The sequence below is a fragment of the Alteribacillus sp. YIM 98480 genome (assembly GCF_009765375.1).
In the GTDB taxonomy this organism is placed as follows: Bacteria; Bacillota; Bacilli; order Bacillales; family Marinococcaceae; genus Alteribacillus.
On the sequence record NZ_VTOK01000001.1, the window covers coordinates 528,266 to 550,276 of the forward strand.

Consider the following 22,011-nt stretch of genomic DNA (forward strand, 5'->3'; position numbering starts at 1 on the left):
AAATGAAAGCAGCAGCAATCATAATTTTTTTGGCAGGGGCCTTTGTGTTTTTGTATCCCGAAGTGGAAGAATACACGGCTGATTCCAAACAGAAGCAGTTGTTGGAAGAATGGGATAGAGAACAAGAACCATTAGAAACAGAAGGTCAAAATGATGTGAGGAAAAGTTATAAGAAGCTAAATGATATTTTTGATAAAAATGAGAACACCACTTCAGCTGAAGAAGAGGTTGATGAATCTTTAGAACAAAATAAGCATTCACTCCCTTCAGCTATTGGTATCCTGCGTATTCCAGCTATAGATGCAGAACTTCCTGTGGTTGAAGGAGCAACTGAAGAAAAGTTACGTACAGCTGCTGGACATTTGGAGGGCACCGCTTCATTAGGAAAAGAAGGGAACAGTGCTATTGCGGCGCATCGAAGTCATACACACGGTCGAATGTTTAACAGGTTAGATGAAGTAGAGGCTGGGGATGACATTGTAATAGAAGATGAAACAGGAGAAAAAACGTATTCCGTTATTAATAAAATAGTCGTTTCTCCTGATGACACCTCTGTTTTAACGCAAGATACAAATGGGGAATCGATTGTAACACTTATTACATGCACTCCTATGAAAAACCCTACTCACCGTTTAATCGTTCAAGGCAAATATAATGATTAAGGAAGGTAGATAAATATGGTAAGACTTAGGGGAGGGAACTATTATACTTTTCTTTATGGACATACCATTAAACTCGTTTATTTAAAAAACAATGTCTGTGAGCTTCATATTAATGAGAAATATTTAGGGCTTTGTTCGTTTCAATATATTAAACGGCGAATAAACAACATAGAAAAACGTGTGAAAAAAAGAAAAATTATTTATCAAGGGGCTAATTTATGGGAAGAAGCCAAAACGGGAACGATGGTTAACATTATTATTTAAATAGAAGAATGCCCCTTACAGAGAAAATCTGTCAGGGCATTTTTTAATAGGTTGCAGTAAATGTTTTAAGATCGTCTTAGGGAGTCTTAACATGGTCTTTTTTTGCAGCTATTTAACTTTGCAGAAAGCTATTTCGTTCAGTCTGCTTGTGGTTTTCTTATAAAGCGGCTGATTATTATTCCAGCTGCAGCGGGCCAGATCCAGCCTAATCCTAGATCATATAAAGGCAATAAGCTATAGAGATGATTTAAAAAGGTTAATTCTATTCCTAATTCACGCAGACCATCATAAACGCTGATAAGAGCAGCTCCTATAACCGCACCTCTATAATAGGTTTTGCTAAGTGATGCTTTGTATTCAATTAATGACAACAGAATAAGAACAATTGCTATCGGGTAAATAGCTACAAGTACAGGAATAGAAATAGATATGATAGTATTAAGCCCTAAGTTGGCAGCGGCAAGGCTAATAATAGTAATGATTAATGTTAAAATATTATAACGTACCTTCGAAAAAACGCTATGAAAATACTGTCCGCATGCAGTCACAAGTCCTACGCAAGTGGTTAAACACGCAAGTGTAACGATAATTCCAAGTATGAGTGTACCTGTTATTCCAAACGTTTGGTTCGCAGCATACGAAAGGATTTGGCTTCCATTCTCAAAAGTTTGCTGCGGGGCACTCTGCACCCCTAACCATCCAATAGCTGCATACACAACAGCCAGTCCGATTCCGGCAATTATTCCCGCCATAGATGCCGTTTTAAGAATAGATTGTTTATTATTTATACCATGTTCTTTAATGGAAGAGATAATTACAAGACCAAATGCTAAAGCAGCTATTGCATCCATCGTAAGGTAACCCTCTAATACTCCACTTGTTAAAGCATTAGTGGAATAACCTTCTCCTGGAGCTTGTCCACCTGTAACAAATCCGCTCACGGCACTTCCAGCTACTAATAATACAATAGCAGCGAGCAGAATCGGTGTAATGATATTACCGATCCGCTTAACCATTTTTGATGGATTAAGACTAAGCCAGTAAACAACAATAAAAAACAAAATCGCATAAATAAATAAAGCCGCATCATATACATGATCGGAAAGAAAAGGCATAGCACCCATTTCAAATGACACATTCATAGCTCGAGGAATACCAAAAAATGGACCTATTGCAAGGTACAAAATAAAAGTGAAAATAATTGCAAAACGAATACTGACTCTTTTGTTAATCGTCTCCATGCTGCTGCCGTTAATGGCAATTGCTATAATTCCAAGGACAGGGAGGCCTACACCTGTAATGACAAACCCCAAAATGGCGATCCAGTAATTTGTCCCGGCTTCTTGACCGAGAAAAGGAGGAAAAATTAAATTTCCGGCTCCGAAAAATAACGCAAAAAGCATTAGCCCTATTAATACAGTATCTTTTCTATTTAGTTGTTCCATCTTGATAACCTCCAGCGTTTTAGGGTGATTCATTATTCCAAAAGACCATACTATCCTAACGCCGTACAAATCTTTTGTAAAGAAAATGTTTTCGGAAAAATATATTTTAGAAAAAATTGGTTTTGCTGAGTTTATATAAAAAATCAGTTTCTGTTAATAGTGTCTATTATAAAGATAAGGGGCTTTCTTTCATATTGACAAAATGGTAAATTATCATTACTTTAAATAAGGTGTTCATTTTACTTTAATACTAAAAAGTAAATACGTAAGCGGTTAAATTAATATATTAATATACATATTTTATCTAGGAGGAGCCATTATGGAGGACAAGCCTATAAAACCTCGCATTGGAAAAATAGAAGCTTTTGCTATATTATTAATTATTTTGCTTATTATTGGAGTAAGTTTAATTCGTTTTGAAGCACCTCCACACATTCCGATCTTTGTATCGATTGTTTTACTCATTTGTTATTCATTTTTAAAAAAAGTCAGTTGGAAAATCACAGAAAAAGGAATTGTTGATGGGGTAACTTCAGGAATCCTCCCTATTCTCATATTTATTTTAATTGGAGTTCTTATTAGCATTTGGATTAGTGCTGGTACTATTCCGACACTAATTTACTACAGCTTTGTCCTCATTTCGACTGATTTTTTCCTGCCAAGTGTTTTTGTCGCAACAGCAATTATCGGTGTATGTATTGGAAGCTCCTTTACTACTGCTTCTACGATTGGAGTGTCTTTTATGGCACTTGGGGGACTGCTCGGTATGAATCCTGCCATGACTGCTGGAGCTGTAGTATCTGGTGCTCTATTAGGAGATAAAATGTCTCCTTTGTCTGATACAACGAATCTGGCGTCGTCTGTTTCAAAAGTAGATCTGTTTGAGCATATTCGCCATATGCTATGGACGACCATCCCGTTATTCATCATCACGTTAGCCTTATATTTTGCCATAGGCAGCACTTCAGCTGACGCGGATACAACGACTATAGATGCACTAATGAACGAATTATATGGATACTACCCCATTCATCCGCTTACGTTGTTACCAGCAGTGGTTATAGTGTTTTTAGCGGTGCGTAAAATATCTGCGATTCCTTCTATGATTGCAGGTATTATATCTGGAATAGCAGTAGCAATTATTATGCAGCCTGGATATGCTATTGGGGATTATATGTTATTTATGCAAGATGGATTTACATCGCAGTCGGGAAATGAACAATTAGACGAAATGCTAAGCCGTGGCGGGATTCAAGAAATGATGTGGCCGGTGTCCTTATTACTTCTTACCCTGAGCATGGGTGGGCTGCTTTCGACGCTTGGTATTATTGACAAAGTGTTAGAAGCCATTTCATCTTTTGTGAAAACAACTGGCAGACTTGTTCTTTCTACTGCTTTAACAGGTATAGGAATTAATATATCACTCGGCGAACAATACATGTCCGTTATTTTAACAGGGGAAGCATTTGAACAGAAATACAAACAGATGGGCTTAGCAAGAAAAAACTTATCAAGAGTACTAGAGAATGCAGGCACACTCATAAATCCATTAATTCCTTATGGAGTAAGCGGAGTTTTTATGGCAAGCGTGCTTGAAGTTGATGTGTTGCAATATCTTCCATATGCATTTTTCTGTCTTTTAGGGCCTGTTATTGTAGCAGTATACGGTTTCACCGGTTTTAGTATGGTGAAAATGAACGCTAATAAATAAAATATTGCGTTACTTAAACGAATTTAGTGATAAACGCCATTTCTCTGACTATAATAGTAAAGAGTAAATTTTGTCTATAATCAGAGTTTGTGGTATAGGTCTTTTAACAGCGTGTGATGCTTCTCAGAGAAAAAGGAGGAGGCCTATGTTAATCACCATGGAAGACGAGTTGATTTATTTTTATTTTCAAGCTAAATCCTCTGCATCTTTACCAGTCGGTACGTATCCGGATGTTAATGGATATTTGCTGTATGACCAAAAAGGACGCTGGCTCGGCTATCGAATGTTTCGCACAGTACGGGGAAGAAAGCAGGTTCCTGTAGCTATTCCAAAAATTAGGAAAATAGACTATCCGATTTTTAACGCAAGTATTGAAGATGGAAAAGAGTATATAGAAATTAAATTTGACAAAGATACTCCTGTGTATCAAATGAGAGAACAAGAGTGTATGCTTGATTTCAACGAACATGGATTATTCGGAATTGAAGTAATAAGAAAACCGGAAAACCCAGCCGGAAACGACAGTTTAGTCCAAAAATTTCTAGAACCAGAAATATAGCAAATTAATGCACATATACAAGTATCACAATCTAACTTGATATGTGCATTTTTACTTAAAGCCGTTGTTCTTTTATCTTACGTGTAAAACGAAATCTTTGGAAACCTGCTTGGCTGATGAAGATACCGGTGAAAATGAAAAAAGCTCCAATTAACATAGACAAGGTGAGTACTTCACTCAGCATTAAATGTCCAAACATTACACCGAACACTGGGACAAGCAATGTGGAGATTGCTGCGGTTACAGTGTTAATGACAGAAAGAAGGTAGTACCAAATTGAGAAACATAACGCAGAAGCAATGACCCCTGTAAAAAGAAGTGAAAAAATACTTTCTTCGTTCCATTGTACAGCCTGTCCGCGCTCGAATAAAAACGCTAGAATCGCTAATCCTAGAGAACCAATCAGCATTTGAAAGGCAGTAACAGATAATTGGTTTAAACCAGCAAGTTTTAATCGAAAGTAAACATTTGAGACTGCCCAGCATAAAGAAGCAATTAGAACGAGGGTAATTCCTAATATATTTTGCCACGTTGCTTGTTGGAAAATGTCTGCTCCTATTATAAGAGATAATCCTGTAACCCCAAGCAGCAGGCCAATGATATTTTTTCTAGATATCGTTTCTTTTAAAAAGAGAGCAGCCAAAACGCTTGACCAAAGGGGCATAGTATATAAAATGATAGAAGTTTTGCCTGCATCAACAAATAACATAGCATACGTTATTAAACCAAAGACAGCAAACGTTTGAAGCAGGCCAAGTATTATAATATGTTTCCATTTTAAAGATTGTAATTCTTTCCATATTGCATGTTGATAAACCGCAAATAGGAATAAGAGTAGAAATAAACCGCCGATAGCAAAGCGCAGAAAAGAAAAAGTAAAAGGACCAATGTATTGCAAACCTATTTTCATCAAAGGCCAGGAGTAACCCCAAGCCACTGCTAAAAATAGAATGCTAATTAATATTACGGTTTTGTTTATTGGCATTTTATTCATTTTAAGTCATCCTATTCTAAATATCTTTAACAAATAATATTAGAAAAATGATTGACACAAGCTGCAGTGATATAGAGAATAACAAAAGAGAGTTTTTTATTAAGTTTGAGTTTGACGCCAAGCCAAGTTGGTACATACGAAAAATGAGGAGAGAATGATATTGTTTCAAAGATTATTAGTTGCATGTTTAATAATGATTGCTGCCATTTTTGTAGTGATTTATCTTAATGAAAATTCAACTACATATTCGCTAGGTTTTATCCTCTCACAGTAAATACCATGTGCCAAACGACGCACATGGTATTTTTCTAACCCCCAAAACGATAAGTATATGATTTAAGTTCAAGCACTCTATCAAATACAGCCAAATTAATGATCTTTAACTTTTAAACTGCTAGTTTCTGATTAATGGCTTGAATTTCTTTTTCAATCATTTCAAGCTCTTTAGCAGCTGGTTCTGCGTTGCCGCCAACAGATTCTAACTTTTCTAAATCGCCTTGTACTCGAATGTAGTCTGCTTTTAACATTTGTAATTTATTTTCTAATTCGTCGCGGTTCATTATTACACCTCTTTTGATTATTCAATAAGGGAACAATATCATAACTGTTTTACTTTCTCAAACGTTATACTGTAAAAGATAGACAGGGAATGAAATTTTCAAAAAACTTGTTATATGATATTGATATTTATTCTCAAACCCTTTATAATTTTAAATGAAAATGATTATCAGTTTTATTATTTTTACTTTAGCTAAAGGATCAAAATATAAGTAAAGCTACGTCTTCTGCCATAAGGACTTGGCGGCAAGCCGAGTTTTTCTAAAAAGGGAAGAAAGTATAAATATTTGGCGTTTTTCATGTCTAGCTTCAGTGCCCGGCCGCTCGAGGTTCCATAACCTCCAGTCACATAAAAGTCAAAAAACGACTTTTTGCCTGAAGAACATTGACTTGTCGCGGTTGACCAGGGCGCTTAAGCTTTTCTTATGATCACAGGCGAGAGGGAAAGGGGTTTGAGACGTGTCGAAACTTATCGCACAACACATTGCCGTCTCCTATAATGAAAACACTATTTTAAAGAATATGAACATAGAAGTACCTGAAGGAATGATTACATCCATTATTGGACCTAACGGCTGCGGAAAGTCTACCGTACTTAAAACAATGTCCAGGATTTTGAAACCGGAACAAGGTGCCATTTATTTAAATGGCAAAAGTATTCATGAAATGAAAACTAAAGAAGTAGCTAAAGAAATGGCTATTCTTGCCCAAACTCCGGATATCCCGCAAACGTTGACTGTTTCGCAACTTGCAGCATTTGGCCGTTATCCACATCGCCGTGGGACCGGCCGCTTAACAACAAGAGATAAAGAAGCTGTAGCGCAAGCATTGGATGATACCGGGATGAGTGAATATAAAGATCGCCCGCTTGAAGCTTTATCTGGAGGACAAAGACAAAGAGCATGGATCTCCATGGCATTAGCTCAGGAAACAGATGTACTGCTTTTAGATGAACCAACCACTTATTTAGATATGGCGCATCAATTAGAAATATTAGAGCTTTTGCAAGATTTGAATGAAAAAGAAAAGCGGACAATCGTAATGGTTATTCATGATTTAAATCATGCCGCACGTTTTTCTGATCATTTGATTGCTATGAAAGCAGGAAAAGTGCAGGATATTGGTTCACCATCTGAAGTGATCAGTAAACCAGTTCTTCGTCGTGTATTTGGGATTGATGCATATGTAGTACCTGATCCTCGAACTGGAAAACCTATTTGTATGACCTATGATCTAGTAGACCGGCATTTAGAATCTGTACCTAATCCCCAAGTTCAAACTCAAATAGCGAGGGTTTAGAAATGGCAATTGTCCTTACGAGAGAATCTGAATCAAAAATATATGATACATTTGCTGTAAGGCAGCACGAGCCAGTTTCCTTTGAAATGGTTTATAAATCATCCGAATGGCTTCATCAAAATTCTCTAATGGATTTTATGGTAAATTACGGAACGTTTATTAATGCACCAAGCCGTGACATGACAGCAACATTTTGGGCGAACCGTTATAGTCGTTATATTGCTTTTTTTCATTGGGCTGTTGCAAAAGGCTGGAATGTTAATACGTCATTAGAGATGATAAAAGTATACTTTTGTGCGCGTCCTGATAAAAAAGAACCTGCTTTTGAATTTTATTCGTCATTTGAAGAAGGAACTCATTTTACTGACAAAAATAGCAGACAAAAAAGGCTTTCCGCTTTTTATCGTAATCATGCTGCGCCTTTAATGCATGCATTTGCGGATGAAGCCGGTGTGCGCACCCGGGAATTATGGGGGCAGGTATATCATGCTGTGCCTTATTTTATTAATTTGGCCAAAGTGACAGAATCACATGATTTACAAAATCGTTTAATGGACGATTGGGATTTTATTACAAAAGAAGCAGCGCCATCCCTTTTTAGGGAGAACAACTCTCCATTTCAATTTAAAGTAATCCCTATTCCTAACCCAGCTAATGACAAACCAATGTACACAAAACCGACGTGCTGTCTGGCGTTTAAAGCCTCTGATTGCTATTGTTACCGGTGCCCGCGAATGAAACCAAAACAAAGGCAGATATTATATGAACAAAAGAAAAAATAAGAGCGGACAAAAAGGCAAAACACCTTTGAGTCCGCTTTTTTTAAAAGGTAAGAAATTATAAATATTTGGCGTTTTACATGTCCAGCTCCAGCGCTTACTCGCTCGAGATTCCTTCGGTTCGTCAATGGAAAGCAAAGATCAGCTTTCCATATGCCGCCCCTCCAGGACTTGTCGCTCGTGAGCAAGGCGCTTGCGCTTTTCTTATTTTAGAAATTGTTCCTTAACAAACCAATTATGAGAAAGCTTTGGCAATCTATCCATCCATCAAAGTTTTTATTCGTCTTCAAATCCCTTTTCCATACATATCAAACCTTCCATTTAATATTTTCTTTTTGCAAATACAGGGAAGGTCCTATTTTTTAAAACATATTATCAGTAAACCAGGACGATTTTTTGACAAAGAACTGAGTGATAAGCTGAAATATTCTAAAAGGATTTCCTTAAACGGCTTTATGAATTTTTTGATGTTTTATTCATAAGCCATAGAAAAAATGGGGCGCCTATAACAGCTGCCACAAGACCAGAGGGGATTTCTTTTGGCGCTAACACCATTCGCCCTGCAGTGTCAGCTATAACAAGCAGCGCTGCTCCTAACATCAAAGAGACAGGTAGTATTTTACGATGATCATGCCCGATTAGTAAACGTGCTAAATGAGGAGCGACCAGGCCGATAAAACCTATTGTACCAACGGCCGCCACAGCCATAGAGGCAGAAAACGTTGCTAGAAGCGCTGCAAACCACCGCACCGTAATGGTTTGTACTCCAAGTCCAATAGCTGTTTGATCTCCAAGAGAAAGTATATTTAATTTATTCATTAACACAGCACTTAAAGGAATTAGTATGACAACCGGCCAAATAAGAAATTGCTGTAATTCGGAAAAACCAGAGGCATACGTGCTTCCAGATAACCAAGTAAGAGCAGAGGCAGCATTCATATTGGAACGTGTAATTAAAATTTGGGTAACAGCACCGCCGACTGCCGAAACACCAATTCCCATAAGAGCAAGGACAGCAGGCTGGAATTGTGTTTTCCAAGAAAAAAATAATACAATCCCAACTGTTATAAAAGAACCAGCAATTGCTCCTGCTGGAATCCATGCAGCAGAAAAGCCTGATAGTAAAAACATGACAGTAAGTGCGCCAACACCGGCACCATGAGTAACGCCGATTATAGAAGGATCAGCAAGAGGGTTACGCAAAATTCCTTGGAAAAGCAATCCACTTAAAGCAAGTAGTATGCCAGCAAACATGGCGGCCAATACTCTTCCTAATCTAAGATCAAAAATAATAAACTTCTGTCCGGATGATTCATCTGTAAAAAGAGCATTCCAAGTAGAGACGAATTCAAATCCATTTCCCCCGCCAGCAAGTCCACTAAAAAACGCTATACAAAGCAGTAGCAAAGAGCCGATTATCACCCAGGAATAAGGCAATTTGAACGACAAGCTGCCAGGTGACAATGATTCTTTGTTTCCTGATCCAATAAAACTATTTCGGTTCTTTAGGATCAGCCAAATCAGCCACGGGGCACCGATAAGAGCGGTAATTGATCCCACCGGAAGTTCAGTGAGAGATGGATCAAGATAACGGCCAAGCACATCGGCTCCTATTAAAATGTTAGCTCCCCAAAGCATAGATGCAGGAATCAACATACCATGAAGCTGATAACCTGCCAGTTTTATTAAATGCGGTGCAATAAGCCCGATGAAAGCAATTGGACCTACTACACTGACGACAAGAGCTGTGAGGCCAACTGCAGAAAAAAACATTAATACTTGAACAACTCTTACTTTCTCCCCTAATGTTTTAGCTTGGTCTTCACCTAGCAGTAAAAGATCCATTTTCTTTCCAATCCAGAGAACAACTATTAATAGAAAGGCAACCCATGGAAGGGAGAAAGTGACTCCATTCCAGTCCTGCTGTACTAATGTGCCATTTCCCCAAAGAAAGAGTCCTGCTGTTTCATATTCAAAAAATATTTGCAGAGTAGAAGTGAAGGAAGTAAACATTAACGTAAGCACCATACCAGCCAGAGCCATTCGAACCGGAGTCGCAGTATGACCACCAGCTAGCAGAAAAACGAGCATTGCAGCAAACGTTCCACCTGCTAATGCTAATAAAAAGCCGTTGGCCCCGAGCCAGGACGGCCCAAAAATGGTTCCGGCAACGAGAAAAAAGTAAGCACCAGAATGTACTCCTAACGTGCTAGGGGAGGCAAGCGGGTTTTTTGTTAAGGTTTGGAAGATAACACCTGCAGCAGCTAGAGCAGCACCTGCTATGATTCCAATAACAATTCGCGGCAGGTATATTGATTGGACAATGTTATGCTGCAGGGAGTCTTCCTTATTCCAAACAGCTTCCCAAACAATGTGAAAAGGCATTTCTCTGGAACTTTGCAATAAATGAAAAGTAATAAGAAATAGCAAGAGGGCTGTCCCTCCACCAAAAATGAGGACAGCCTTCTGCTTATGTGATAAAGATTTCATATATTAGTTACTCTCCTATAAGAGCCTCCGCAGCCTGTTCAGCAAAAACTTCAGCGGCTAGAGGACCGCCAAAAGTCCAAGTATCACCTGGCAATGCATGCGTACGGTCTTCCTCTACAAAGTTTAAATTTTCCCATACTGGGTTGCCGCTTAGCTGGTTTTCAAATACATTATCGTCTTCTTGCACAATATACATAAACTCAGCATCTTGATAAGGCTCGAGACTTTCTACACTGGTTTCTGTATAACCGTATACTTCAAATTCTTCACCATCATAGGCGTTTTCTAAGTCAATGTTATTTAATATTTTCATGGCCATTGAGTTGTCTGTAAATAGACGAAGAGAAGCATTTTCATTGGCACTGAATGCTTGAGTTAAAACTAGTTCTGTACCCTCTAATCCTTCTTCACTTAACTGGGATGAAATTTCTTCATAAGATTCATCTAGTTCACCAAGCACTTTTTCGGATTCTTCTTCTTTATCTACAGCTTTGGCAATTTCTTTAAACGTAGTCTCCATTTCTTCATACTGATCACCTTCTCCTTCTTCAGGATAAGGTTCAAACATGAGAGTAGGAGCAATTTCATTCAGTTCGTCACTAATGGCTTCATGTCTATATTGTGCGGTAATAATAAGATCTGGTTCTAATTGGGCAATTTCCTCAAGGCTAGGCTCTTGCCGGGTACCAACATCAGTTACGCTTTCAGAAAGTTCAGGCTCTACGTTAACCCACTGATTGTATCCCTCTATGTCAGCAACGCCAGTTGGTTGAATTCCTAAAGCGAGCAGATCTTCTGCATAAACCCATTCTAGCACAACTATGTTTTCCGGTGTTCCGTCAATTTCCTGCTCTCCGCGTGCATCTTCCACCGTTGTGGTTTCATTTTCTGAAGCATCTTGTTCCTCATTGTTATTCTCCGCAGAATCTTCTGATTCCCCTTCGCTGCATCCGACAATCGCAAGCATAAAAAATAAACTTAAAACAAATATGTAACATTTTTTCATAACCATCACCCTTTATTGAAAAAGATTCTCATTTTCAGTAAAAATATTACTATGGAATCAGTAAACAGTCAATATAATTTTGTTAAACATTTATTGACTAACTAATCAGAATTTTTTTATAATTACAGTGTAATATAGTTTGAATAGCAGCATAGAAGGGAACATATATTTAATAAACATCTAAGGATCACAACCTGACAAACTAAGGGCAGGAGGGATTCAAGATGGTTGTAGAGCTGGTAGCTATAATTGGCTTGGCGTTTGGTTTAATTTTCTCAAGTGTTGCTATGGCTGTTGCACTTTTAAAGCAAGCATCAACAAAAGATAGATAATGGTTTTACAATCGGGTTTGGAAACGTATGACGTCTCCAAACCCTCTTTTTATTACGGTTATAAACAAATCTCTGCCAGATAAGACAAAAAAACGAGGGTGAAAACGTCCGCCTGGAGCTAAAGTCGAACGATAATGAGGGAATTTTATATAATGTTCGTTTATAATGATATGGAAATAAATGATGAAATTCATTCACGTACAAAAATATGGGCAAAAAATAAAAGTAAAACTAAATTTTCTTAAAGCAAAAGGCGAAAGTATATTAAAATAAAAAGATAGAAAGCTAGCAGCAATATAGAAAAAATCATAATTCCCCACATATAAGGGAGTTTTACATATTTAGATTGTTTTTTAATCGTAATGGCTGAAAGAGTAAAAGAAATAAACAAGGCACCTAAAAGGAAAAAAACAAACCATTCTGCTATTTGTTCCCATGGAAGAAAATAAACGAACGGCATGAGGGCTAACACTGCACATATAATTGCAAAAGCAATTAATGAAGCCCGAAATAGACTATTGTCCGTTTTGGATTCCTTTAGTTGTCTTCTTCGTTCCATCCGGCTGAGGGCATCCATTGGGTCAGCTTTGGCTGTTGCAAGCGACCAGCGTTTGGACCATTTTTGAAACAATGATTTTGGATGAAGGGAACGGAAATCAAACTTCATATTCATATATTTCTCTCCTAAACTAGGCCAGTATATTGAAAGATAGGATCATTGCAATTCTTATGATAACATACGATACTAATAGATAAAGAGGAGGTTAACAATGCATATCACCGTGTATGGAGCAGGAGCATTAGGCATTTATTTTGGCGGAAGATTTCTTGAAGCAGGGATCGATGTTTCGTTTTTTGTGAGAGAAAAACGAGCAGTACAACTTCGCCGTGAGGGTCTGAAAATTAATAGTATACAAGGTAATTTTGAAAAACAAAACATTACAATACATACAGACCCAAAAAAGATAGATAAAGCAGATATAATAATTCTTGCTATAAAAGGATACCATCTCGAACAGGCATTACCCCAAATTAAAGAGATATCGAAAAAAACGAATGCATTTATATTACCGCTTTTAAATGGTGTGGAGCATATACAAATATTACAAGAAGCATTAGGGAAAGAAAAAGTAATTGGAGGTCTTGCTTTTATTATTGCTACGCTGGATAACAAAGGCCACGTCGAACATACCAGCAAACAACACGATATTCTTTTCGGACCGCTGCATGAAAAACAGCAAAACATATGTAAAAAGTTAGAAATAGAAAGTGAAAAAATAAATGCCAAAAGTTATATGAAAGAGGATATTTTAGCATATATCTGGAAAAAGTATATGTTTATTACAGCTTTTTCTGGGATCACTTCAGCAGCCCAGCGCACGATAGGAGATATTATGGGGTCAAGGGCTTCTTTAAAGGCAGCTGAAAACGTCCTAAAAGAAATGAAGACGTTAGCAAATAAAGAAGGAATAAGCCTAACAAATAATGACGTTGTTCAAGCAGCAAATCAGCTGCAGAGTCTTCCAAAACATGCTACTTCTTCTATGCACCAAGATTTGAGAAAAGGCCTGCCCCTAGAAGTAGAACATTTGCATGGCGGTGCTCTTCGGATTGCTGCAAAGCATATTGAAACAGTACCAGTCATTGAAACACTTTATGGCATTATAAAAACACATGAAAATGGCACGCCGCAAAATTTCAAATAAAACAGCACCGAGATATTCTTTGATTATGCTCGATGAACCATTTTGTAAGCCGAAGAAAAAGACACCCTCAGGTCTAACTGCAAGGGTGTCTGTAATATGTTTTTACTCTAATACTGTAACTTCTAAACTTTGACGGCCAAAGCTTGTAGCTTCACTTTTGTTTGGCATAAATATATCAATCTTGTTGCCGTTGATTGCTCCACCAGTGTCAGCAGCCGTGAAAGTTCCGTGTCCTTCAACTTGTACTTTAGAGCCTAGTGGAATAACATTCGGATCTACAGCGATGACATTTGCATTAGGATTTGCGTTCAAGTCTACTCCAGTAGCTGTGACTCCTGAGCACCCAGAGCAATTAGCAGTGTAGGCAGTAGCTTCCACTCGTAAGGTGCGTCCTTCACCGTTAGAAGATTGTTCAGAAGCAACATCTTTTTTCTGAGCTTGTTCATTATCATTGTTACTGCTGGTAGAAACCTCAGCATCTTCTTTTTCCTTGCTATCTTTTTCTTTGCTGGATTTAGACTTGTTGTCGGCGTTTATTAAAGCACCAAATGTTTGAGGTCCTGCTAGTCCATCTACAAGAATGTCCTCAGATTTTTGGAAGTCAATGACTGCATCGTGAGTATTTGGGCCAAATTCTCCGTCAGCTTTCTGATCATAAAAACCGAGGCTATTTAGTTTATCTTGCAATACTTTAACTGGCTCTCCGTCATCTCCCTGTCCTAGAATTTCAAGCGCTCCGATTGTATGTGCTCCGGCAATACCATCTATACCCAAGTCATGCTCGTCTTGATAGTTTTTAACCGCATCGGCCGTTTCTTCATCGAATGTGCCATTAATGTTTTCTTCTTCTAGAAGACCCTCTTCTTCTAAGAGTTCTTGCAACTCTTCAACTTGAGAACTTTCTTCTCCGATTGATAATTCTTTATCTCCTAATTCGTTAGCGTCCGTGCCAACAGGGCTCGCAAAAAAAGCGAAACCGGCTGCTAACGCAGGTATACCTAATGTTTTCCATGTAATAACAGTTGGTTTTAGTTTCAAGATACAAAACCTCCCACTTCTAAATTGAGATGTTGTCGTATTGACGATTCACATCGTACCAATTGTATAGATAGGAAATCAATGAAAATGGAAGCTTTTAAACAAAATGAAAAGTCAGCGTAATCAGTGAAATCTTCCTATAATAATCTGCTTTATTTTGAGATGAATGTAGTAATATTGTCACGGGGAAATAACGGATAGAAGAAATTACAAATAGAGGAATGGTAACTGGCCCAGGACGTAGAAGATATTTTAAAATCAGAGTGCTCCTTTTCATTGCGGTGAAAACTTCTCTTTTTTTACAGAAACAGACAAATTCTATACCAAAATGATTGTCAATTAACATGCCTAGCAAATGAATTCTATTTTAAAACTATATATGTAAGAATAAAGATGAAGGGGTGGGAAAAGGAGTTTTGAAGCATGTTGGGATATTTTAGCAATAAACGATATATATTGTACACGGGAGTATTAGGATTATTTTTATTAAATGTTTTTATCAAAAGCGAGATTTTAGGTTACATAACTGGACTGTTAGCCATACCAATGTTTGCTGTTTCTTTTTTAGCGGCAGCACGTCTATTTCAAATATTAGGCAGCTTGTTTATGGGAACAGGAGCCATTTTATTTATAATTAGTGGTATGTCTGTCCATGTTATTCCTTTCTGGTTAACGTCTAACATGCAGCTGCTTGCTTTTTTAACTGTTCTTCCATGGATAAATAGTGTCGTAAGGGCAGGGAGGTTTGATCGTCGTATTAATCAAATACTGCGGGCAAATGTGTCTGATTTAGGAAAACTATATCCGAGAAGCTTCCTTACAACGTATATTCTCGTATCTTTTATTAATCTATCAGCAATCCCGTTGTCACATCATGTATTGTTGGAAAATCTATCAAAAGTAAAAAAGAAATGGAAGGATTCTTTTATTAGCAGAACGACGCTGAGAGCATTTTCTGTTGCCCTTGCATGGAGTCCAATGGAGATCATGGTAGCGATTACTATTGACGCAACTGGAGTTGGCTACTTATCTTATTTACCTTGGCTGTTGTTGTGCTCTTTGTTGGTTATGATCATTGACATCTTGTGCGGGAGAAAATATTTTGCAAATCAACCTTATGAACCGGCCGGAAGCGGGGTGAGCCGATCTATACATATGCGTTCCCTAATCTTCCAAGTGGTTCAATTATTTGTTGCCCTTGCTATTTTTTTAGTTGTTGTTGTACTGCTTGGAAATTGGACTGGCTTAAACTTTATTCTCACCGTGACATTTGTCATTATACCGTTTTCCTTTATATGGGCTATGGTGATAGGGCGTTATAGAAGTTTTCGTAAGATAGGGTGGCCGACATGGAAATTCAGAACAAATGGAATGCAGAATTTTGCAGTGCTGTTTTTGTCTTTAGGCTTTTTTTCTAGCAGTTTAAATCATACGCCGCTGTTATATTTTATTCAAGAGCCGTTTATGGCAGCCGCAAATTTTCCGGTCGTTATATTGCTTCTTATTCAATTCTCATACTTATTAATGTCTATGTTTGGTGTTCATCCAATTGCTACTATTGGCGTATTAATGGAAGCAATTCCGCCACTTTATGAAATAATAAATCCTATCAGTATTGGTATGGTGTTAATTACTGGTGCTTTAGCAACAGCTGCTGTCGGCACATACGGGGTGACGGTAACAATTACAGCTCAAAATACAAAACAAAATCCGTATTATATAACGCTGCGTAATATGCCTTTTGCTTTCCTTTATGGAGGAGTTGGAACGCTTATCGGCTGGCTGCTACTGTAAACACTTAAAAAGCTAAGTTGAGACAGAACGCAAAATGTTAGAGAAAGATAAAATTTATGCTGCACTTTTTCTCTAAAAAATGCAGCATCATAGATTATGAGCTAAGAGCTGAAACCATCTCTTATAAAACGCTTTATATCTTCTGCCACTCCAATGTCTACTAATATAACAATTATCACGAGTAAAACAGGTCCAAAAAGCAGTCCAACTGGGCCGAAAAGCTGCAGCCCAGCAAACAAGGAAACAAGAACAGCAATAGGATTTAAATCCATGCTTGAAGAAAGTACTTTAGGTTCTATCGTTTGCCGCACAATCATAGTAACTCCATATAAGACAGCTAAACTGATACTTAAGCCGATGCTTCCAGTAACAAGCAGATATAAAGACCATGGCAGCAAAATAGTTCCTGTGCCGAGATAAGGAAGAAATTCAGCGATACCAACCACGATAGCTAGAGTGACTGCTCCATCTACTCTTAACAAAGATAGACCGATAAATACAATGATCCCGGTAACTGTCATCAGTATAAACTGGGCTTTTAAATAACCGAACACTCTTATCCACATGGCCTGATGAAAAGCGTGTGTCTTTTTATACAATACTAGGGGGGTATATTTTCGAAGAGCATTTGTCATTCTTTCCCAATCTTTACCTAAAAAATAAATGGCTAACAAAATGAAGAGAAAAGCGACAAGAAACGTAGGAACACTTAAAGCAATTTGAGTAAGTCCGTCAGCTATTTTTTGAGCGAACTGACCAAGTGCAGTTCCTATCTGTGTGCCGATTTCTGAAATGCCGTCGTTAAATGAGAAGCCCTCTCGTCTACTGAAGTTTTCGGCTGCACCGCTTACCTCTCGCCAGGCAGGTAATATCGTTTGATTAATAAATTGCTGTATGTTATGAAAAGCATCTTCCATCCAGGTGGGTGCTTTATCGGCAAATCGCTGAATTCCGTCAATTATTAAAAAAGTCAACCCTGTGATAATTCCTCCAAAAATGGAAAGGCCGATTAATAAAGAGGTTAAGGCAGCAAGCCCTGGAGGGAATTTAAATTGTCGCTGCAACAATCGTGAGAGCGGTTTTAGCATCCACGCAAACAATGCGGCTATCCAAAAAGGGTAGGTGAGCTTAAATAAAGTTACTATGGCCCAAATGATGATAACAATGGCTGCTGTCACCAAAAAAAATCTTGCTATCATCCATCCTGTTTCTTTTTTCACTTATATCTCCCTCATTTCCACCTGCACCAACTATTTTTTTGCCTTATTGACTACCCTTTATTTATTTTTATCAAACGAAATAGCAATATATTAATTATATTTTACCCATCTTATGGGTGGAATTACCAGAGCAATCAATAATACAGAAGAATATTTAATCAATTTTTATAAAAAGCAGGAAAAATGACTGTTTATATAAAATATTGAAAATATTCTATTTTTTCTCAAGAGGAATTTTAAAGGGGGAAAGCTTATGATGAATACACAATTATTGATACCGTCTATGATTGAACGAGCTGAAAAGTATTTTCCTAAAAAAGAAGTGATTTCCCGTACTTCAAATGGGATTCACCGCTATACCTATAAAGAAATAGGAAAAAGAACAAGACGTCTCGCCGACGCCTTGGAGAGGTTGGGTGTAAATAAAGGGGATCGTGTGGCAACATTTGCATGGAATCATCACCGCCATTTGGAAGCGTATTTTGCAATACCGGGAATGGGTGCAGTTCTTCATACGATTAATATAAGACTGGCAGAAGAGCATATTTCTTATATCGTCAATCATGCAGAAGATAAAGTCATTTTAGTTGATGCAGAACTGCTTCCACTTTTAGAAAATGTTAAAGAATCGTTACACACGGTAGAGGCATTTATCGTTTTTGGTGATGGTGAAGCTCTTCCTGAAACTTCTCTTTCTAACGTGTATGCCTACGAGAAGCTTCTTGAAAAAAGCGATCCCAAGTATGAATTTGTTAAAGATTTAGATGAAAATGCTAATGCTGGAATTTGTTATACTTCAGCGACTACTGGTAATCCAAAGGGTGTCATGTACAGCCACCGCGGCATTATTTTACACAGTATGGCTTTAGGTCTTGCTGACAGTGCAGCGTTATCGGAAAAAGATACAATTTTACCGGTTGTGCCAATGTTTCATGCAAACGCATGGGGACTGCCATTTGCAGCAGTGTGGTTTGGTTCTACTCAAGTGATGCCAGGTCCTCAATTTACACCAGGTATTTTAGCAAAACTAATTGAAGATTACCAAGTTACATTGAGTGCAGGTGTTCCAACCATATGGCTGGGACTACTAAAAGAATTAGAGAGCAAAAGCTATGTTACAGAAAGTTTACGGGCGGTATTGTGTGGTGGATCCGCAGCACCTGCTTCAATGATTCAAGCTTTTGAGTCTAAGTATAATATACCTTTCCTGCATGCATACGGTATGACCGAAACCAGCCCTCTTGTAAGTGTGTCTACTCTTAAAAGCTATCATGAAAATTTAGAAGAGGATAAAAAACTAGCTATTCGTGCTACGCAAGGGCTTGTTATACCAGGTCTAGAAGTGAAAGTTGCAGGAAGTAACGGTGAAGTAGAGAGAAATGGCGAGGAAATGGGTGAATTAATGATAAAAGGTCCATGGATTGCAAGTGAATATTATAAAGATGAACGAACTAAAGATGCATTTCGAGATGGGTGGCTTCACACAGGAGATGTCGCAACAATGGATGAAGAAGGTTATATAAAACTGGTCGACCGAACAAAGGATTTGGTTAAAAGCGGAGGAGAGTGGATATCATCGGTCGATATTGAAAACGCTATCATGGCGCATGAAGATGTGTTTGAAGCTGCGGTGATTGCTGTCCCTCATCCCGAGTGGCAAGAAAGGCCGCTAGCATGTGTGGTTCTTAAAGAGTTGGAAAAGCAATCTGTCACAAAAGAAGAGATCATTGATTTTATTCGTCCGCAATTTGCAAAATGGTGGCTTCCTGATGATGTTGTCTTTATGAAAGAATTACCGAAAACTTCTGTGGGGAAATTTTTGAAAAGAGCGTTAAGGGAACAATTAGAGTCTTTTTATGCCAAATCATAATTAATATGGAGGTAAGCGATGACTACGATACGTGATGTGTTTGAACAATCCGTTAAACATCATTCGGAAAAAGAAGCTTTAGTAGATGTGCGTTTATCAAGAAGATGGACTTTTTCTCAATGGGATAAAGAGGTAAATCAATTGGCACAAGCCTTTATAAGAGCAGGCGTGAAAAAAGGGGACAGAGTGTCAACGGTTTTGTTTAATACAAGCGAATTTGCGATGACCTTTTTAGCTTGTGCTAAGCTTGGAGCTGTATTTAATCCTATAAATTTTAGACTGACCGATAAGGAAATAGAGTTTATTATAAACGATGCAGAGCCGCGAATTGTTCTATTTGAAAAAGCGGTGGAAAATCAAATTCGTCCAATAGCAGATCGCCTTCCGAACGTTCAATTTTGGTACATTGATGAAGATCCTCCAAGTTACGCTGAACCCTACTATGAAAGGCTCTCTAAAGAAGAGGCTGTACGCCCTGATGTTTCCTTAACAGAAGATGATATATATGCCATTATGTATACAAGCGGTACGACCGGCAAACCTAAAGGAGTAGTACACAAACACCGAGATATGGTTGATCAAAGTGTACTAATTATTGCTTCTCAAAAAATTTCAACAAAAGATATAGGTCTATCTGTTGCTCCTTTATTTCATTGTGCAGAGCTTCATTGTGCTTTTATTCCTCGTCTTCACGTGGGGGCAAAAAATGTACTGCTTCATCACTTTGACCCAGAAGCTGTACTGAACAATGTGCAAAAAGAAAACATCAGTATATTTTTTGCAGCACCAACCATGTGGAGTATGCTTATTCAAGAGAAAAAAGACTCAATGGATTTGTCCTCTTTGAAAAAAGCGTTATATGGGGGAGCACCTATGGCTCCAGCCCTTGTAAAAGAAGTTCACGGTATGTTTGACGTTCAACTCGTTCAGGCATACGGGATGACTGAAATGGGGCCTGCAATAACGATATTATCGGATGAGGCACAATTAACCAAAGCTGGTTCTGCTGGAAAGCCTTTAATAAACCATGAGATAAGGGTAGTCAGAGCAAGAAATAACGGACAATTAGATCCGAACGACGAAGCGGCAGCCGGGGAGCAAGGAGAAATAATTGTACGCGGCCCCAGTATGATGAGTGAGTATTATAAACGGCCGGAGGCAACCGCTGAAGTACTTTGTGATGGATGGTACTACTCTGGTGATGTGGGGTACTTTGATAGTGATGGGTATTTATGGGTGAACGATAGAATAAAAGACATGATTGTCAGCGGTGGAGAAAACATTTACTCCCGTGAAGTCGAGGATGCTTTATTTGATCATCCAGGTGTTCTTGATGCTGCTGTTGTCGGGGAGCCTGACGAAAAATGGGGAGAGAGGGTTATGGCCTTTGTTGTAAAAAAGGAAGAATCAGTGACAGCTGAAGAGCTTGAAAAGTTTTGCAAAGAAAGTGACAGACTTGCTAATTATAAACGTCCGCGCAGATATGAGTTTGTTAATGAGTTACCAAGAAATGCGAGCGGTAAACTCCAGAAATTTAAATTAAGAGAACGATTAAAAAAACAAGAAGGTTCTTCTAAAGTGTGATGAGAATTGCTTGCCTTGCCAGCAAGTCCAAATGGTGGAAGCCTTTAGCAAACCCTGAAAATTATGTTATATTCCTACTATCGATGGTATACTGTTAAATACATGTTGTCTTAAGTATAAATATAGGAGCTGTCCGGCAAGTCGACAGCTCTCTTTTTAATGGAAGAAGAAAACTCCAGGCAAAAAGAGCCGGAAACTCATGGTATTGTCAGCTTTTGCAGGATTTCTCCTATGCCGCGCGCCCCTTTTAACGGCTGTTTCCATTCATAAGCATCCTCATCTTCAACTATTCGTTTTATTACTCGTTCGTATTTTTTTCCAGTCAGTAAAATAATACAATCTGCTTTATATAAATTTTTTTCGAACCACTGGTAACGCAGAGTTTCATCACTAATAACTTTATGTTTTGGAAAATGAAAGCCTTTATCATAATTCCCTGGCACAACGTCATAAGGAAACAAGAAGCCGTGTTTTGCTGAAAGGGTAACCCAGGACCAGCCATGGTATTCTGCATATTGCTGGCATTTTTTATGCAGCGTGCTATAATAGGCATCTTTAGCATATACTGGACCACTTTCTGGATTGATGTCCCATATTTTCTTTTTGCCGCAAGGAATAATACAGATGTTGTTCATTCGTTCACCCGGCCTATATGTTAAATCTAATACGTTATGAAGGAAAAAGTCGTATCGATTGCTTT

At 38.1% G+C, this 22,011-nt stretch carries 20 protein-coding genes; 11 read left to right on the forward strand and 9 right to left on the reverse strand.

Features of this window, described 5'->3' with window-relative positions; translation table 11 throughout:
- Positions 1-2 precede the first annotated feature (2 nt).
- Complete coding sequence (locus FZF09_RS02425; protein ID WP_158734947.1) at positions 3-662, forward strand: class D sortase; 660 nt, start codon at positions 3-5, stop codon at positions 660-662.
- A gap of 15 nt (positions 663-677) precedes the next feature.
- On the forward strand, positions 678-926 hold the full coding sequence (locus FZF09_RS02430; protein ID WP_158734948.1) for a hypothetical protein: 249 nt from the start codon (positions 678-680) through the stop codon (positions 924-926).
- A 137-nt stretch (positions 927-1,063) separates the two neighbouring features.
- On the opposite strand, the gene brnQ is transcribed toward FZF09_RS02430, so the two are convergent.
- Complete coding sequence (gene brnQ, locus FZF09_RS02435) at positions 1,064-2,371, reverse strand: branched-chain amino acid transport system II carrier protein (protein ID WP_158734949.1); 1,308 nt, start codon at positions 2,369-2,371, stop codon at positions 1,064-1,066.
- Positions 2,372-2,690: 319 nt separating this feature from the next.
- Between brnQ and nhaC the strand changes: the two genes are divergently transcribed.
- Both nhaC and FZF09_RS02445 read left to right on the forward strand, forming a co-directional pair.
- Positions 2,691-4,082 (forward strand): Na+/H+ antiporter NhaC, encoded by a 1,392-nt coding sequence (nhaC, locus tag FZF09_RS02440; protein WP_158734950.1) that lies wholly within the window; start codon positions 2,691-2,693, stop codon positions 4,080-4,082.
- 145 nt (positions 4,083-4,227) lie between these two features.
- On the forward strand, positions 4,228-4,641 hold the full coding sequence (locus FZF09_RS02445; protein WP_158734951.1) for a hypothetical protein: 414 nt from the start codon (positions 4,228-4,230) through the stop codon (positions 4,639-4,641).
- 55 nt (positions 4,642-4,696) lie between these two features.
- Here FZF09_RS02445 and FZF09_RS02450 read toward each other — a convergent pair whose 3' ends face one another.
- Both FZF09_RS02450 and FZF09_RS22595 read right to left on the reverse strand, forming a co-directional pair.
- Positions 4,697-5,635: a DMT family transporter gene (locus tag FZF09_RS02450; RefSeq protein ID WP_158734952.1), complete on the reverse strand. Its 939-nt coding sequence runs from the start codon at positions 5,633-5,635 to the stop codon at positions 4,697-4,699.
- Between the two features lie 386 nt (positions 5,636-6,021).
- Positions 6,022-6,195, reverse strand: a complete 174-nt coding sequence (locus FZF09_RS22595; protein WP_199256742.1) for an SE1832 family protein — start codon at positions 6,193-6,195, stop codon at positions 6,022-6,024.
- Positions 6,196-6,652: 457 nt separating this feature from the next.
- On the opposite strand from FZF09_RS22595, the gene FZF09_RS02455 reads away from it, so the two are divergent.
- The 3 genes from FZF09_RS02455 to FZF09_RS02465 all read left to right on the forward strand — a co-directional run bounded on the left by FZF09_RS02455 (position 6,653) and on the right by FZF09_RS02465 (position 8,498).
- Positions 6,653-7,492 carry an ABC transporter ATP-binding protein gene (locus FZF09_RS02455; protein ID WP_158734953.1) on the forward strand — a complete coding sequence of 280 codons (840 nt, stop codon included), beginning with the start codon at positions 6,653-6,655 and terminating at the stop codon, positions 7,490-7,492.
- A gap of 2 nt (positions 7,493-7,494) precedes the next feature.
- Positions 7,495-8,274 carry a hypothetical protein gene (locus FZF09_RS02460; protein WP_158734954.1) on the forward strand — a complete coding sequence of 260 codons (780 nt, stop codon included), beginning with the start codon at positions 7,495-7,497 and terminating at the stop codon, positions 8,272-8,274.
- Positions 8,275-8,351: 77 nt separating this feature from the next.
- The gene (locus FZF09_RS02465) at positions 8,352-8,498 is read left to right on the forward strand and encodes a hypothetical protein (RefSeq protein ID WP_158734955.1); all 147 of its coding nucleotides are present in this window, start codon (positions 8,352-8,354) and stop codon (positions 8,496-8,498) included.
- Between the two features lie 226 nt (positions 8,499-8,724).
- On the opposite strand, the gene FZF09_RS02470 is transcribed toward FZF09_RS02465, so the two are convergent.
- The 3 genes from FZF09_RS02470 to FZF09_RS02480 all read right to left on the reverse strand — a co-directional run bounded on the left by FZF09_RS02470 (position 8,725) and on the right by FZF09_RS02480 (position 12,772).
- On the reverse strand, positions 8,725-10,761 hold the full coding sequence (locus tag FZF09_RS02470; RefSeq protein ID WP_158734956.1) for an iron ABC transporter permease: 2,037 nt from the start codon (positions 10,759-10,761) through the stop codon (positions 8,725-8,727).
- A 7-nt stretch (positions 10,762-10,768) separates the two neighbouring features.
- Positions 10,769-11,767, reverse strand: coding sequence for an ABC transporter substrate-binding protein (locus FZF09_RS02475; RefSeq protein WP_158734957.1), 999 nt, complete (start codon positions 11,765-11,767; stop codon positions 10,769-10,771).
- Positions 11,768-12,340: 573 nt separating this feature from the next.
- A complete protein-coding gene (locus tag FZF09_RS02480; protein WP_158734958.1) occupies positions 12,341-12,772 on the reverse strand; it encodes a hypothetical protein in 432 nt (143 codons plus the stop codon).
- Positions 12,773-12,869: 97 nt separating this feature from the next.
- On the opposite strand from FZF09_RS02480, the gene FZF09_RS02485 reads away from it, so the two are divergent.
- Positions 12,870-13,805, forward strand: a complete 936-nt coding sequence (locus FZF09_RS02485; protein WP_158734959.1) for a ketopantoate reductase family protein — start codon at positions 12,870-12,872, stop codon at positions 13,803-13,805.
- Between the two features lie 102 nt (positions 13,806-13,907).
- On the opposite strand, the gene FZF09_RS02490 is transcribed toward FZF09_RS02485, so the two are convergent.
- Positions 13,908-14,843: a peptidoglycan-binding protein gene (locus FZF09_RS02490; protein ID WP_158734960.1), complete on the reverse strand. Its 936-nt coding sequence runs from the start codon at positions 14,841-14,843 to the stop codon at positions 13,908-13,910.
- A 423-nt stretch (positions 14,844-15,266) separates the two neighbouring features.
- On the opposite strand from FZF09_RS02490, the gene FZF09_RS02495 reads away from it, so the two are divergent.
- On the forward strand, positions 15,267-16,637 hold the full coding sequence (locus FZF09_RS02495) for a hypothetical protein (protein WP_158734961.1): 1,371 nt from the start codon (positions 15,267-15,269) through the stop codon (positions 16,635-16,637).
- Between the two features lie 101 nt (positions 16,638-16,738).
- On the opposite strand, the gene ytvI is transcribed toward FZF09_RS02495, so the two are convergent.
- Positions 16,739-17,857: a sporulation integral membrane protein YtvI gene (ytvI, locus tag FZF09_RS02500; protein ID WP_158734962.1), complete on the reverse strand. Its 1,119-nt coding sequence runs from the start codon at positions 17,855-17,857 to the stop codon at positions 16,739-16,741.
- A 253-nt stretch (positions 17,858-18,110) separates the two neighbouring features.
- Between ytvI and FZF09_RS02505 the strand changes: the two genes are divergently transcribed.
- On the forward strand, positions 18,111-19,727 hold the full coding sequence (locus FZF09_RS02505) for a long-chain fatty acid--CoA ligase (protein ID WP_158734963.1): 1,617 nt from the start codon (positions 18,111-18,113) through the stop codon (positions 19,725-19,727).
- Between the two features lie 18 nt (positions 19,728-19,745).
- A complete protein-coding gene (locus FZF09_RS02510; protein ID WP_158734964.1) occupies positions 19,746-21,311 on the forward strand; it encodes a fatty acid--CoA ligase in 1,566 nt (521 codons plus the stop codon).
- Positions 21,312-21,508: 197 nt separating this feature from the next.
- Here the strand turns inward: FZF09_RS02510 and FZF09_RS02515 are convergent, their stop codons facing one another.
- Positions 21,509-21,946, reverse strand: a complete 438-nt coding sequence (locus FZF09_RS02515) for a DUF6884 domain-containing protein (RefSeq protein ID WP_158734965.1) — start codon at positions 21,944-21,946, stop codon at positions 21,509-21,511.
- Positions 21,947-22,011 lie beyond the last annotated feature (65 nt).

Excerpts from the sequence above, each read along its gene's own strand:
- FZF09_RS22595 (WP_199256742.1), bottom strand. The coding sequence starts at position 6,195 with ATGAACCGCGACGAATTAGAAAATAAATTACAAATGTTAAAAGCAGAC.
- FZF09_RS02445 (WP_158734951.1), top strand. The coding sequence starts at position 4,228 with ATGTTAATCACCATGGAAGACGAGTTGATTTATTTTTATTTTCAAGCT.
- FZF09_RS02465 (WP_158734955.1), top strand. The coding sequence starts at position 8,352 with ATGTCCAGCTCCAGCGCTTACTCGCTCGAGATTCCTTCGGTTCGTCAA.
- FZF09_RS02505 (WP_158734963.1), top strand. The coding sequence starts at position 18,111 with ATGATGAATACACAATTATTGATACCGTCTATGATTGAACGAGCTGAA.
- FZF09_RS02460 (WP_158734954.1), top strand. The coding sequence starts at position 7,495 with ATGGCAATTGTCCTTACGAGAGAATCTGAATCAAAAATATATGATACA.
- FZF09_RS02495 (WP_158734961.1), top strand. The coding sequence starts at position 15,267 with ATGTTGGGATATTTTAGCAATAAACGATATATATTGTACACGGGAGTA.
- FZF09_RS02470 (WP_158734956.1), bottom strand. The coding sequence starts at position 10,761 with ATGAAATCTTTATCACATAAGCAGAAGGCTGTCCTCATTTTTGGTGGA.
- FZF09_RS02510 (WP_158734964.1), top strand. The coding sequence starts at position 19,746 with ATGACTACGATACGTGATGTGTTTGAACAATCCGTTAAACATCATTCG.
- FZF09_RS02430 (WP_158734948.1), top strand. The coding sequence starts at position 678 with ATGGTAAGACTTAGGGGAGGGAACTATTATACTTTTCTTTATGGACAT.
- nhaC (WP_158734950.1), top strand. The coding sequence starts at position 2,691 with ATGGAGGACAAGCCTATAAAACCTCGCATTGGAAAAATAGAAGCTTTT.
- FZF09_RS02425 (WP_158734947.1), top strand. The coding sequence starts at position 3 with ATGAAAGCAGCAGCAATCATAATTTTTTTGGCAGGGGCCTTTGTGTTT.
- FZF09_RS02450 (WP_158734952.1), bottom strand. The coding sequence starts at position 5,635 with ATGAATAAAATGCCAATAAACAAAACCGTAATATTAATTAGCATTCTA.
- brnQ (WP_158734949.1), bottom strand. The coding sequence starts at position 2,371 with ATGGAACAACTAAATAGAAAAGATACTGTATTAATAGGGCTAATGCTT.
- FZF09_RS02480 (WP_158734958.1), bottom strand. The coding sequence starts at position 12,772 with ATGAATATGAAGTTTGATTTCCGTTCCCTTCATCCAAAATCATTGTTT.
- FZF09_RS02485 (WP_158734959.1), top strand. The coding sequence starts at position 12,870 with ATGCATATCACCGTGTATGGAGCAGGAGCATTAGGCATTTATTTTGGC.
- FZF09_RS02515 (WP_158734965.1), bottom strand. The coding sequence starts at position 21,946 with ATGAACAACATCTGTATTATTCCTTGCGGCAAAAAGAAAATATGGGAC.
- FZF09_RS02475 (WP_158734957.1), bottom strand. The coding sequence starts at position 11,767 with ATGAAAAAATGTTACATATTTGTTTTAAGTTTATTTTTTATGCTTGCG.